Source organism: Nonomuraea sp. NPDC003727 (assembly GCF_053586935.1).
In genome coordinates, this window is sequence record NZ_JBSFNE010000012.1 from 133216 (window position 1) to 146536 (window position 13321).

Genomic DNA, 13321 nt, shown 5'->3' on the forward strand with positions numbered 1-13321 from the left:
CAGCGGTTCGTGTTGCGGAAAGCCGCCGCTCAGCCGGTGCGCCAGACCGAAGCGGCCGCCTCGGCGCACGCCACGTCCTGCGCGACGGTGCCCCCGCTGACCCCCACGCCGCCGACCACGCGCTCTCCTTCACCGTAGTCCGCCCACAAGGGGATGCCACCTCCGAAGCAGACGAAACGGTCGCCCGCGAGGCCGTACAGCTCGCCTCCCGGGACGGTGAGCGGGGCCAGGTCGGCGGTCGCCATCCGGTTGGCCACCGAGGTGTAGGCCTTACCGGGAGCCAGGACGGGACCGGCGATCTCGGCGCCTTCCATGCGCTGGAAGCTCACCAGATGTCCGCCCGCGTCGACCACCGCTACGGAGACGAGCGCGCCCTCGCGGCGGGCCTGCCTGATCGCCGCCTCGCACATCCGTAACGCGATCTCCAACCCCACTGTGTCCCGAAATTTCATGGACTCATGGGTATCGTCCGCCGCGTCACGATTGCAAGATCATCGTGGTTTCTGTCACATTTCCCGTTTCGGGCGTGTCGCGTGCCAGATTTCGAGGCCATCGGGGGTCAGGAAGGCGTCGAAAACCGACTCCATCGCCCCGACGAGCGGGCCCGTGTCGGCCAGGGCGGAGGGCAGGATCGCCGGCGGCCGGCGGCGGCGCAGTTCCATGAGCGCCTCGTCACAGGAGCGCCGCAACCGCTCGCCGACCAGCGCGACGCCGATGCCCGACACCGTGACCGTCCCGGGGTCGAGGGCGTTGACGAGCGCGCCGATGCCCCTGCCGAGCGCCGCGGCGTTCGCCTCGATCGCCGCCACCGCCGCGGGATCGCCGGCCGCGGCGGCCGCGACGATGCCTTCGGCCTGGTCCCTGCCCCTGCCGCGACCCGCCTCCAGGCCGAGGTGCCGGAGCAGCGCGTTGCGGCCCACCGCGAGGCTGAGGCAGCCCCGGGCGCCGCACGGGCACGGCTCGTCGCCGCCGGCCAGCGGCATGTGGCCGAACTCGCCGGCCGTACCGCCCGCTCCGGTCAGGGGGCGGCCCTCGACGAGCAGGGCGCCGCCGGGGTCGAAGTCGACGTGGATGTGCAGGCCCACGTCCACGCCCCGCAGGTGGCCGCGGCGGGCCTCGGCCAGGCCCGCCAGCCTGGCGTCGTTGCCCACCAGCAGGGGCACGTCGCCGAGCGCGAGCGCCTGGGCCACGTCGACGTCGACCCAGCCGAGGTGGGAGATGTCCAGCATCCCGTCCGCGCGCACGGGGCCCGCCGCCGACAGGCCGACGCCCACCACCCGGGGCCCTAGCCGCCCGAGCCGTTCGCGCAATGCCGCCCCGAGGGACGGCAGGGCGTCGCCGGGCGTGCCGTCGTGGCCGCGCGTGGCCAGCACGCGCGAGCCGCCGCCGAGCTCGCCCGCCGCGATCGTCCAGGTGTCCTCCCGCAGGTCGGCGGCCAGGGCGAGCGGCCCGTCGGGGTGCGGGCCCGGCACCTGGGTCGGCCGCCCCCTCGCGTGCTCGCGCGGCGGCGCCTCCTGGAGCAGCTCGTCCTCGACCAGCCCGGCCACCAGCACCGACGCGGTGCCGCGCGCCAAGGCCAGGTCGCGGGTGAGCTGGGACCTCGTACGGCCGGCCGCGCAGTCGTGCACCGCGCGCAGCAGCCGCAGGCGATTGTGCACGCGCAGGTCTCCCACATCCATGGAAGTCAGTTTATGCTCTAGCCGTGAACAAAAGAGCGCGGATCGGTGTTTTCGGCTTCTTCTTCCTCTGCGGGCTCGTCATGGGCATGTGGGCGGCCGGCCTGCCGGCCCTGAACCAGCGGCTGGCCCTCGGGCCCGAGCGGATCGGCTACACGCTGCTGCTCGTGTCGCTCGGCGCCCTGGTGTCGATGCTGCTGGCCGGCCGGATCGTGGACCGGTGGACCAGCAGGACGGTGTGCTGGATCGCCGGTCCGGTGTCGGCCGCGGTGCTGCTCGGCCCCGCGCTGGCGCCCTCCTACGCGGTGCTGACCGTCACGGCCGTCGTCTTCGGCCTGGGCCTCGGCGCGATCGAGGTGGCGATGAACGTCCACTCCGTCGAGGTCGAGCAGGCCTACGGCCGGCCGATCATCTCGGCCTTCCACGGCACGTGGAGCCTGGGCGGCGCGACCGGCGGCGCGCTCACCGCGCTCGGGCTCAAGCTGGGCGTGGACGGCCAGGCGCTGCTGGTCGGCGCCGCCGTCGTCGTGCCGTTCCTGTACCTGCCCGCCGCCCGCCTCCTGCTGCCAGGACGGCCGGCGGCCTCGTCGGCGCAGCCGGGCGGCGGCATGGGAGCCATGCGGTGGGGCCTGGTCGCCCTGCTCGGCCTGGTCGCCTTCGCCGGGCACCTCAGCGAGGGCGCGGCCATCGACTGGGCGGCCCTGCACGCGGTGTGGGTGCTGGGCACCGACCCCGCCGCCGCGCCGCTGGCGTACACGGTGTTCTCCGTGGCGATGACGTCGGTGCGGCTGCTCGGCGACCCGATCAGGGCCAGGCTGGGACCGGTCCGCACGATCCAGCTCGCGGGCGCCTTCGCCACGGCCGGGTACCTGCTGGTCCTGTTCGTGCCCACCGTCGCCGGCGCGTGGGCCGGGTGGGCGCTGGCGGGCATCGGCCTGGCCACCGTGGTGCCCGTCGTCTTCAGCGCCGTGGGCGCGGCCGGCGGGGCGGTCGGCCGGGCGCTGTCGCTGGTGACGGCGTTCGGGTACTCGGGGCTGCTGGTCGGGCCCGCCGTCCTCGGATTCGTGACGGAACACTCGTCGCTGCCCGTCGCGCTGGTCATCCCCGCCGTGCTGGCCGCGGTGGTCGGCCTGGCCGGCACCCCCGCGATCCGGGCGATCACCACGGTTCCCGAGCCGGTCCCCGCGGGCCGCTGATCGCCCGCTCCCGCGCTGCCGGGACAATGCTCGGGTGGAGCTACATGATCTGTCCGCCGGAGACGGCGTCCTCGACCGCGTCGGCGAGGTGGCGCGGGCGGCGCTGACCCGCTACCGGGTCTCGCCCGCCAGCACGGTGACGCTGATCAACGTCTCGGAGAACGCCACGTTCCGCGTGGACGACCCCGACACAGGAGCGCGGTCGATCCTGCGGGTGCACCGGCTCGGCTACCACTCGGCGCAGGCGATCGGCTCCGAGCTGGCCTGGCTGGAGGCGCTCAGGCGGGAGGAGGGCGTGCGCACGCCGGGCGTGATCAAGTCGGCCGACGGCGCGCGGGTGGTCCAGGTGGGCGGCAGGAACGCCGTGATGTTCGCGTTCCTGCCGGGCACCGAGCCGCGGCAGGAACGCCTGGTCGACGGGTTCAAGCAGCTCGGCGCGGTGACCGCGCGCATGCATCGGCACGCCGTACGGTGGCGGCGGCCCGACGGCTTCACCAGGTTCGCGTGGGACTGGGAGGCCGCGTTCGGCGCCCACGCCAGATGGGGACGATGGCAGGACGGCGTCGGCGTCGACGGCGAGGCCCGCGCCCTGCTGCGGCGGCTGGAGCATCGGCTGCGCGAGCGCGTCGGCCGCTACGGGCAGCCGCCCGAGCGGTTCGGGCTGATCCACGCCGACATGCGCCTGGCCAACCTGCTCGACGACGGCGGCCCCGAACCCAGCGTGATCGACTTCGACGACTGCGGGTTCGGCTGGCACGTCTACGACCTGGCCGCCGCCCTCAGCTTCATCGAGCACGAGCCGGTGGTGCCCGAGCTGATCGACTCGTGGCTGGACGGCTACCGCGGCGAGGAGCCGTTCGACGCGGCGGACGAGCGCGAGATCTGGACGTTCATCCTGTTCAGAAGGCTCCTGCTGGTGGCGTGGATCGGGTCGCACCAGGGCGTGGACCTCGCCCGAGAGCTCGGCGCCGGCTACACGCGCGGGACCTGCGAGCTGGCCGAGCGCTACCTGACCTCGTCCTGAGCGGCCCGCGGGCCCCGCGCGCCGCTGCCGGCGCGCGGGGCCCAGGCGGCTCACCCCACGTAGGGCGACTGCAGGAAGCGGCCGAGCGCCGGGTCGTACAGGCGGGTGCCGATCAGCAGCAGGCCGCCAGGAACGCCGGAGACGAACCGGGCGCCGAGCCAGCCGTACCTGCGTGGCCGGGTGGCCACGCCGAACTCGTCGAAGCCCAGCACCGTCGCCGCCCCCGAATCGAGGTCGAGCTCGGTGCCGACGTCACCGTGCAGCGTGGTCAGCTGCACGCGGACCGCGCCGGTCGCCGAGGTCAGCGCCGCCAGTTCGCCGCCGATCCCGGCGACGGTCCGCACCATCGCCCCGCCCTCGGTCAGCCAGCGCGGCGACTCGCCGTCGGAGCCGTAGTGGTGCACGGTCACCGCGCCCGTCTCCGCCGTCTCCGACCTGACCCTGCCCATGGGGTCGCGCGCCCAGGCGAGGGCCTGGTCGCCGGCCGTCACCTTCGACGGGGCGCCGTCGTCGGCGTAGTCCACGGTCCTGCCGCCGGGCAGCGCCGTCGTCCGGCCGAGCCCGTCGTAGCCGTAACCGTCGCCGGTCAGCCGGCCGTCGGCGTAGGTGTAGCCGGTGATCGTGGCGGCCGCGTCGTCGGCCTGCGGGCACTCCTCCTCGGAACTCTGCACCGCCATCCGGGTGCGGTTGCCCTGCCCGTCGTAGGCGTAGCGGCGCAGCGAGCACACCGGGAAGGCGATCTCCTGCACCGAGGTCGGCCGGCCCGCCCTGTCGTAGCCGAGCGTGCGGTCGGTCATCGTGTCGGTGCGTAGCTGGAGCACCGGCTGCCCGTGCACGGACAGGCCGGCCTGGTCGATCAGCACGGGGCCGTCCACGCCGTCACGGGTGTAGACCCGGGCGAACGGCTGGCCGATCTCGTCGTACACCGCCGCCAGCCGCAGGCCACCGGGCAGCTCGCCGGCCACCACGCGGCCGTCGTCGTCGTAGCGGGCGGTGAAGACGCCGGCCACCGAGTCGGTGACCGAGGTGAGCAGGCCGCGCGGCTCGACGGCGTGGTCGTAGGCGTAGACGGTGGTCGACGGCGCCGAGTCGCTGACCTTGGCCGGGCGGCCGAGATCGTCGTACTCGGTGCGGGTGACGGCCCCGTCGGCGTCGGTGTGCGAGATGAGGCGCCCGAGCCGGTCGTAGGCGGAGACGGCCTTCGCGCCCGCCTGCCCGCGCTCGACCACCCTGCCGGTGGCCGGGTCGTAGCCGAGCTCTCGCGATCCGATCGTGACGGGCCGTCCGGCGTCGTCGCGCCCGATGACGGTGACGGCGCCGCCCTCGGTGATCGTGTCGACCTCGCCCATCGCGGTGTAGGTGACGATCTTGTCGCCGTCCTTGCAGGCCAGCCCCGCCCATTCGGGACGGCCGCCGCACACGCCGGTGCCGCCCGCGGTGTAGGGCACGGGCCGGTCGACGGTCCTGGTGACGGCCAGGCCGCCGGGGTCGAGGACGGTCCGCACCGGCAGCGCGGTGGTCCAGTCGTAGCCGGTGGCGGTGGTGCGCACGTCGGCGTCCGGCATGGACTCCCTGCCGACGATCCTGGCTCCCTTCCTGACCGTGGTGGGCAGATCCCTGGCGGCTGCGTCGGCGGGCCGCTGCTCGTCGTAGGTGAACACGGCGTGCGTCCTGGCCCCGATGGCGAAGCCGGCGGGCAGGTCCTCGCTGATCTCGGCCTCGAGGTTGACGATGTGGACCGGGTCGAGCTCCTCCAGCTTCCTGCGCCCGGTCTGGTCGTAGCCGACGCGGGTGGACAGCAGCTCGGCGCGCTCGGCGGGGGTGTAGCCGGAGATGCCCAGCTCGCCGAGGCGGTAGTCGGTGTCGGGCCGCTGCGACAGCTCCCTGTTGCCAGGGGTGAGGGCGCGGACCAGATGCCCGAAGCGGTCGTACTCGGCCGCGCCGAGGCGCCCGCCCGGCGCCAGGGTGTTGACGGCGCGGCCCGCCTCGTCCAGGTAGGTGACCGTGGCCCTGGTCCACGAGCCGGGCGGCTGGTCGGGCGGGAGCAGCGCGGTGGCGGTGGTGGGCGCCTTCTTCTGGCCCCAGGCGGTGACCTCCTTGGCCGTCACGTCGGCGGGGCCGCCCGCGGCCCGATCGAGCGGCACGCCGTACACGACGGTGGTGGTGGCCTGCCCGGCCACCTGGTCGGCGGTGCCGGGCCTGAGCGTGGCGCGGGTGACCGACAGCAGGCGGCCGTCGGCGTCGTACCGCGGCGTCCAGGGCAGCTCACCGGGCGGGGTGATCGAGGTCAGGCGGCCGGCGGCGTCGTAGCCGTACAGGGTCTTGAGGGGAGGGCTGATGCGCGGGTCCCACACCTCGGCCAGCCGGCCCGCGGCGTCGTAGGCGTACCGGGCGATGACCACGCCGTTGAAGCTGAGCGTGGCGGCCCGGCCGTCGGTGCCGTAGGCCAGGTCGAGCTGGCGTCCCGCCTGGGCGATCGAGGTCGGCCTGACCTGGTCGCCCACCGTCTCGTAGCCGTGCTCGGCCGGCAGGAACAGCGTGCCGTGCCTGGCGAAGACGGTCGTGCGGCCCCGGGAGTCGGTGAGGGTGTAGGAGCCGGTGAGCGTGAGGTCCTCGGCGCCGAGCTCGGGCCGCCAGACGTCGCCCGCCCTGGTGAACTGGACCGGCCGGCCCTCCTCTGTGATCACTTCGACCGAGGTGGGTGAGGTCTCCCGCAGGGAGGCGATGGCCAGCGGCCATTCCTTGCCGAAGGGGGCGAGCGGGCCGCCCCCGCCTCGCGAGCCGTACGACCTGGCGACGGTCAGACCGAACGGGCCGCCCTCGGCGGCGCGCAGCCGGTAGGCGCCGGTCAGCAGGTTGACCTCGCCGGGACCGACCTGCGCGCGGGCGGCCGTCGAGGCGGACCGGTCGGAGACGACGGTGACCGGCTCGCTGGCCGCGGCGTTGCCGAAGACCACCGCGCGGACCTGGACGGCGGCGTCGCCGAGCTGCGTTCCCACGTCCCAGACCAGGCCGGACAGGCGGCCGGGGGCGGCCACCGGCCAGGCGGTCAGCGGCTTGCCGTCGGCGCCGACGACGTGGGCGACGGGGATGTCGGACCAGGTGTCCGCCTCGGCTCTGCGGTACTGGAAGGTGGCCTGGGTGAAGCCGGTGCCCGAGACCGCCAGCGCCAGCCTGCCCGTCGTCCGGCCGCCGTCCTCCGGAGAGGTGAGCACCGCCACGGCGGTGCCGGCGCCCACGTTGAAGGTGTAGGCGGTCGTGGGGGAGGCGTTGCCCGCCTTGTCCACGGTGTAGACGCTGAGCGTGTGCGCCCCGGTGGACGGCGGCGTCACCTTCACGCTGACGGCCGCACCCGTGGTCGGCACCGAGGTCACGGCGCCGCCGTCGAGCCGGTAGGCGAGCTGGGCGGAGTCGGCGTCGGCGGGCGTCAGGGTGAAGGTGCCCGGCTTGCCGGCGTCGCCGTGCCACCCGCCGTCGGCGGGGTAGTCCGCCGAGGTCACCCGGGGAGCGGGCGGCTTGACGGTGTCGACGGCGAACGTGGCGCTCTGGTACGCCTTGGACGACAGGGCGCCGTCGTTGGCCCAGGAGCGGATCGTGTAGGACCTGCCGTGGACCAGCTTGCCGGCGGGCACGCCGGCGGCGGAGAAGCCGTTGCTGGCCACGTAGCCGCCCCAGAGGTTGTCGACGACCAGGGTGGCGCCGTCATAGACGTCGAACAGGCCGCGCACGTTGCCCTGGTCGGGGTCGCGCACGTGGTTGCGCAACTGCGGCGTCAGGGTGTTGGTCCATCGCGTGCCCGCGTTGTCGGTGTAGGGCGAGACCCACGTCGACAGGGGCGTGTCGGGGTAGGAGTTGTAGGTCACCGAGATGTACGGCACGCCCGAGGAGGCGTTGCCCGAGTTGAAGCGCTTCCAGGCGTACTCGTCGGCCTCGTCGGCGGCCCGCAGGCCCATCCCCGACTCCGTCCACGCCTTGTCCGCCCACATCTGCACCAGGGAGGTGACGTTGGCGCTCACCCAGCCGTCGGCGCAGCCGCTGCCCCAGCCCTTGGTCTCCGTCGAGGTGGCGTAGCGGGCGACCATGGTGGGCCCCGGCCAGCGGGAGGAGGTGGCGGCGCGGTTGGCCGACCAGACCTCCCACGTCCTGGCGTTGCAGGACCAGGAGTGGTGGTTCCACAGCTTCAGCGACGCCGAGAGGATCTTCTTGCCCGCGATGCCGGGCGTCTTCCAGGTGATGAACGACCTGGCCACCTGGCCGCCGCCGTTGTCGCCGATCTTGAGTTCGGTCGCGCCGGACTGGTCGGTGCCGTAGCCCTCCTGGACGAAGGTGTCGAAGACCTGGCCCAGGTTGAGCGAGGGGTCGACGGTGACCGGGTACCGCGTGGCCGGGTCGTCGAGGAAGGCGGGGTCGGGGGTCAGGACGAGGTCCTGGCCCGACAGCGTCATGGCCACCGGCGCCCGGTTCAGGTGGTCGCCGGAGACCGGGTGCACCCGCGCGTCCCACATGACCGGGGCGGGGATGGTGACGGCGACCTCGCCCTTGCGGTCCACCAGCTCGACGCCGCCGTCGCCCGCCCGGCGGGCCGTCATGCCGGGCGCCCCGAGCCGCAGCGTGTACCGCAGCGGGGTGGTGGGCCGCCGCTTGAGCAGCAGGAACTGCTCGGCGCCCGTCCTGGTGGCGCTGACGACCAGGTCGGCGCCGGGCAGCACCTCCGGATACGTGGCGCTCTCGCCGTGCAGCCGGGGCGTGGGCAGCGCGCCCTTCCACCGCATGGAGACTCTGGACTCTCCCTCGCCCACGGTGATGAGGTCGCCGCCGCCGACGCCCAGCGTGAGTCCGCGCCGGTGGCCGCGGGCCGCGATGCGGCCGGTGGCGTCGGCGGCGAGCCTGATGTCGACGGGCGCCCAGGCTCCGTCGCGGCGGAACCTGATCGGTCCGGCGAAGCTGTCGACGGTCATCGAGCCGTCGGGGTTGGCGTAGGTGGTGGTGGTCTCCGTGCGGGCGGACTCGATCTCCACCCGCCGGCCGGTCAGGCGCGCGGTGAGCCGGGCGGAGGCCTCGTCGGGCGCCGTCCCGGCCGCTGTCCCGGCCGCTGTCCCGGTCGTGGTGGCGGCCGGGGCGGGGGATGCGGGTGACGACGCCGGGGACGCGTGGGGCGGGGTGGTCACGGGCGCGGGCGGTTCGGCCGCCGCGGCGGCCGAGGGAGCGGAGGGGACCAGGGGGAGGACGATCATCGCGAGACCGCAGGCGACCGCCCGCAGCGTGATGGCAGGCATGGGTGCTCCGGAAGCGGACGTAGGGCGACGCCCCCGTCGCGGTGACGGGGGCGTCGGTGGAGAGCGGAGGAGAGAGGGCTACCTGGTCGAGCAGCTCTGCTTGCGTACCTCACCCCAGAGGATCGGCCCCGGCCATTGCGCCCGGATGGCGAAGCACTGGTTCTTCTGGGCCGCTTCGCGGATCTTGTAGATGAACGAGGCGATGCCGGTCACGACCGCCACCTTGCAGATCAGCTTGGCCCGCGCCTCCTTGATCTTGTCGCAGGCGTACTTGAGGACCTCGGCGGCGGCGGCCGCGCCGCCGTACAGCCAGGCGTTGTGGATCTTCTTGGTGAGCGTGCGCGAGAAGATGACCCGGCACATCGCCTTCCACCAGGTGCACTGCAGCTTCAGGGCGGGGTCGGCGACCACGGGGTAGGCGGCGCCCGCGTGCTGGACGGTCTGGACCAGCGTCATGCCCTCGACCCGGTAGGCCGTCGGGACCGGGTTGCCGTTGGCGTCCTTGGCCCAGGGGGCGTCGATCTCGCCGAGGTAGACCTCCTCGTTGTAGATCAGTACCGTCTGGCCGTCCTCGTCGAGTTCCAGCGTGCTGTTCTCCGGCGCGCTGATCGGGAAGCGGTACTCGGTCGGCGCCGAGGAGTCCTTGATCACGGTCAGCACGCGGGCCACCTGGCCGGTGCGGTTGTGGGCGAAGGCGACGCCGGGCTGCTTGGCGGCGTAGGTGACCAGGCCCGGCAGCGGCTGGTTGCCGGTGCCCTGCGCGTCGGGGGTGCCGATGCCGATGTCGGAGTCGCTCACGGTCGCCGTCAGCGCGGTGTCGGTGGCGGTGGAGGCCGCGAAGGGCCGCTGGGTGTTGCCCTCGGGGATCTCCGTGGGCGGCGTGGTCCTGGCCTCCTCGACGATCTCTGGGACGACCTGGGTGAGGGCGGCGAGGGCGGGGTCGTCCGCCGCGAACGCCGGGACTCCGGACAGCCCGGCCGAGGTGATGGCCAGACATGCCGTCACGATGACGGCGAGTGCACGAGTGCCGATCCGCATGAATGTCCTTCCGCATGCGATGAGGGGGGATGTGCACAAACGCCGCAAACGTAAGGATCATGGTTGTCCAGACGAGTGATCGCGGATGGCTGGTTGGTAAACGTTTCCCGACCAGAACGATCTTTCGCCCATTGGACCGGTCCGCCCCGCGAGACCGCGCTGACCTGGCGTTATGTGATCGTGACTTGACCCTCGACGTTACCGGCATGTTTCATGAGCCCAGCCCCGTAAACGTTTACAGTAAACGTACTGTAAACGTTTTCAGTTCCCAGGGAGGTCAAGCGTTGGGCGAAGGACCCACGATCACCACGATCGCCGAGCGCGCCGGGGTGTCGATCGCCTCCGTCTCCCGTGTGCTCAACGGCCTGCCCACCCGTGAGGAGACCGTCCGCAGGGTGCTGACCGCCGCCGAAGAGCTCGGCTACGTGCGCAACGCCGTGGCCCGGAGCCTCAAGTCGCGCCGCACCCACCAGATCGCCTTCGCCATGGCCGACATCGGCAACCCCGTCTACCTGGCGATGGTGCGCCAGATCCAGCCGGTGCTGAAGGCGGCGGGCTACCGGCTGGTCCTGCACTCCACCGACGCCATCGTGGCCGACGAGATCGACGTGCTGCACAGCCTCGGCGAGCGCTACGTCGACGGGCTGATCATGAGCCCGCTGCGCGTCACCGACGAGCACCTGAAGATGATCGCGGCCGCCCGGGCGCCCGTCGTCATCATCGGCTCGGTGCCGGACGGCACGCGGGTCGACAACGTCAGGGCCGACTCGCGCACCGGCGTCAGGCTCGCCATCGACCATCTCCACGCGCTCGGCCGGCGCCGGATCGGATTCCTCAACGGCCCGCTCGACACCGTGCCGGGCGCGGCGCGCGCCGCGGCCTACCGGGAGGCGCTGAAGGAGCGCGGCCTGCCGTACGACGAGGGGATCGTCGAGGTGGGCGACTTCTACCGGGCGGCGGGAGCGCGCGCGGCACGCGCGCTGCTCGAGCGCGCGGCCGGCGTGGACGCGCTGATGTGCGCCAACGACCTGATCGCGCTGGGCGCGCTCGACGTGCTGCGGGCGGGGGGCCTGCGGGTGCCGGAGGACGTGGCGGTGGTCGGCATGGACGACACCGACCTGGCCGCGGCCTCGTGGCCGTCGCTCACGAGCGTCTCGCTCGGATCGGCCGAGCGCGGCAAGGCGGCCGCCGAGCTGATGCTCGACCGCCTCAAGGACACCGGCAGGGAGCCGCGGCTGGTCACGGTGCCGCCCGTGCTCGCCGTCCGGGCCTCCACCGTCGGACAGGGCGCGGCGGGAGGACCGGTCCCGCCGGTCCGGGCGCTCCCCGCCACGCGGCCCGCCGACGCCGCATCGGACCCGCAGGGAGGCACACCATGACGGCGGTCGCGACCAGACCCCCGCACACCTCGCCGCGCCCGCGCCGCAAGGTCCGCTCGCGGCAGGGCCGCGAGACGCTGCTGCTGATGCTCCCCGCGCTGGTGCCGGTGCTGCTGTTCAGCCTCGGGCCCCTGCTGTACGGCATCAGCCTCGCCTTCACCGACGCGCGGGCCGGCAGGAACAGGGACATCGAGTTCACCGGCCTGGAGAACCTCGGCCAGCTGCTGACCGACGAGAAGTTCTGGTCCTCGTTCCGGATCGGCATGATCTGGGCCGTCTCGGTGACCGTGCTGCAGTTCCTGGCCGCGCTGGGCCTGGCGCTGCTGCTCAACCAGAACCTGCGCTTCAGGGGCGTGGCCAGGGTGCTGGCCGTGGTGCCGTGGGCGATGCCGCCCGTGGTCATCGGCCTGATGTGGAAGCTGGTCTACCACCCCGACGCCGGCATCCTGAACGCGATGCTCGGCACGCACATCGACTGGCTGGCCGACTTCTCGCTCGCGCTGCCGGCCATCATCGTGGTCGGCGTCTGGACGGGCATGCCGCAGACCACCGTCGTGCTGCTGGCCGGCCTGCAGAGCATCCCCAAGGAGCTGTACGAGGCGGTCGAGGTGGACGGCGCGGGCCGCTGGCGGCGGTTCTGGAACATCACGCTGCCGCAGCTCAGGCCGGTCATCGTGGCCATCACCTCGCTCGACTTCGTGTGGAACATCAACCAGTTCGGCCTGGTCTACGTGCTCACCGCCGGCGGACCGGGCGGCCAGACGCGGCTGCCGATGCTCTTCGCCTACGAGGAGGCCTTCCGGTACCGCTTCTTCGGCTACGCCTCCATGCTCGGCGTCGCGATGGTGATCGTCGTGCTGGCGGTGCTGGGGCTGTACCTGTGGCGCCAGATGAGGGAGACGAAGTGAAGCAGGCCCCGAAATATCTGGCGCTCCTGGCCTACATCCTCTTCCTGGCCTTCCCCCTGGTCTGGCTGCTGTCCACGGCGCTCAAGACGCCGCAGGAGATGGCCGGCCTCGACCCCACCTGGATCCCCCGCGACCCGACCCTGGCCAACTTCTCCGACGCCTTCGGCGAGCAGGACCTGCTCGGCGCCGCCGGCAGGAGCCTGGTCGTGGCGGTCTTCACCAGCGTGATCACCGTGCTGATCTCGCTGCCGGCCGCCTACGCGATGGCCCGCCACCGGAGCCTGGTCAACCGGATCGCGCTCGGCTGGGTGCTGGTCAGCCAGGTCTTCCCGTTCATCCTGATCATCATCCCGCTCTTCATGGTGCTGCGGGAGCTGCAGCTGGTGAACACGCTGCCCGGCCTGGTGATCGTGCACGTCACGTTCACGCTGCCGTTCGCGCTGTGGATGCTGCAGGGCTACGTGCGTGCCGTACCGCCCGAGCTGGAGGAGGCCGCCTCCGTCGACGGCGCGGGACGCATGCGCACCATCGCCACCGTGGTGGCGCCGCTGCTGGCCCCCGGGGTCGTGGCGACGCTGCTGTTCTCGTTCATCTCCTCATGGAACGAGTTCCTCTTCGCGCTCGTGATCCTCCAGGACCCCGACGTGATGACCCTGCCGCTCACCCTGGTCCGGTTCACCGGACCCGAGGGAGTGGCCAGGCTCGGCCCGCTCGCCGCGGCGTCGCTCATGGCGACGATCCCGAGCCTGATCTTCTTCGCAATCATCCAGCGACGGCTGAGGTCCGGCCTCATGGCCGGAGCGGTCAAGGGCTAGGAGGCTCTT

At 73.0% G+C, this 13321-nt stretch carries 9 protein-coding genes; 5 read left to right on the forward strand and 4 right to left on the reverse strand.

The window, feature by feature from the left end; genetic code table 11:
• Nucleotides 1–29: 29 nt before the first annotated feature.
• Together ACWDLG_RS29660 and ACWDLG_RS29665 are read right to left on the reverse strand one after the other, a co-directional pair.
• Nucleotides 30–452 (reverse strand): GlcG/HbpS family heme-binding protein, encoded by a 423-nt coding sequence (locus ACWDLG_RS29660; RefSeq protein WP_354912411.1) that lies wholly within the window; start codon nt 450–452, stop codon nt 30–32.
• 54 nt (nt 453–506) lie between these two features.
• On the reverse strand, nt 507–1679 hold the full coding sequence (locus ACWDLG_RS29665; protein WP_354912409.1) for an ROK family protein: 1173 nt from the start codon (nt 1677–1679) through the stop codon (nt 507–509).
• Between the two features lie 23 nt (nt 1680–1702).
• On the opposite strand from ACWDLG_RS29665, the gene ACWDLG_RS29670 reads away from it, so the two are divergent.
• Nucleotides 1703–2872 (forward strand): MFS transporter, encoded by a 1170-nt coding sequence (locus ACWDLG_RS29670; RefSeq protein ID WP_449926101.1) that lies wholly within the window; start codon nt 1703–1705, stop codon nt 2870–2872.
• Nucleotides 2873–2906: 34 nt separating this feature from the next.
• Entirely contained in the window at nt 2907–3896 is a 990-nt protein-coding gene (locus ACWDLG_RS29675) for a phosphotransferase enzyme family protein (protein ID WP_449926104.1), read from the forward strand.
• A gap of 50 nt (nt 3897–3946) precedes the next feature.
• Here ACWDLG_RS29675 and ACWDLG_RS29680 read toward each other — a convergent pair whose 3' ends face one another.
• Both ACWDLG_RS29680 and ACWDLG_RS29685 read right to left on the reverse strand, forming a co-directional pair.
• Complete coding sequence (locus ACWDLG_RS29680) at nt 3947–9172, reverse strand: DNRLRE domain-containing protein (RefSeq protein ID WP_449926107.1); 5226 nt, start codon at nt 9170–9172, stop codon at nt 3947–3949.
• A gap of 78 nt (nt 9173–9250) precedes the next feature.
• Nucleotides 9251–10210, reverse strand: coding sequence for a hypothetical protein (locus ACWDLG_RS29685; protein WP_449926110.1), 960 nt, complete (start codon nt 10208–10210; stop codon nt 9251–9253).
• Nucleotides 10211–10494: 284 nt separating this feature from the next.
• Between ACWDLG_RS29685 and ACWDLG_RS29690 the strand changes: the two genes are divergently transcribed.
• From ACWDLG_RS29690 to ACWDLG_RS29700, 3 genes are read left to right on the forward strand one after another with little or no spacing between them, the layout of a single operon-like run.
• A complete protein-coding gene (locus ACWDLG_RS29690) occupies nt 10495–11589 on the forward strand; it encodes a LacI family DNA-binding transcriptional regulator (protein ID WP_449926113.1) in 1095 nt (364 codons plus the stop codon).
• Nucleotides 11586–12497, forward strand: coding sequence for a carbohydrate ABC transporter permease (locus ACWDLG_RS29695; protein ID WP_354912401.1), 912 nt, complete (start codon nt 11586–11588; stop codon nt 12495–12497). Before ACWDLG_RS29690 ends, ACWDLG_RS29695 begins: the two co-directional genes overlap by 4 nt.
• On the forward strand, nt 12494–13312 hold the full coding sequence (locus ACWDLG_RS29700) for a carbohydrate ABC transporter permease (RefSeq protein ID WP_354912399.1): 819 nt from the start codon (nt 12494–12496) through the stop codon (nt 13310–13312). The genes ACWDLG_RS29695 and ACWDLG_RS29700 overlap by 4 nt, the downstream gene beginning before the upstream one ends.
• Nucleotides 13313–13321 lie beyond the last annotated feature (9 nt).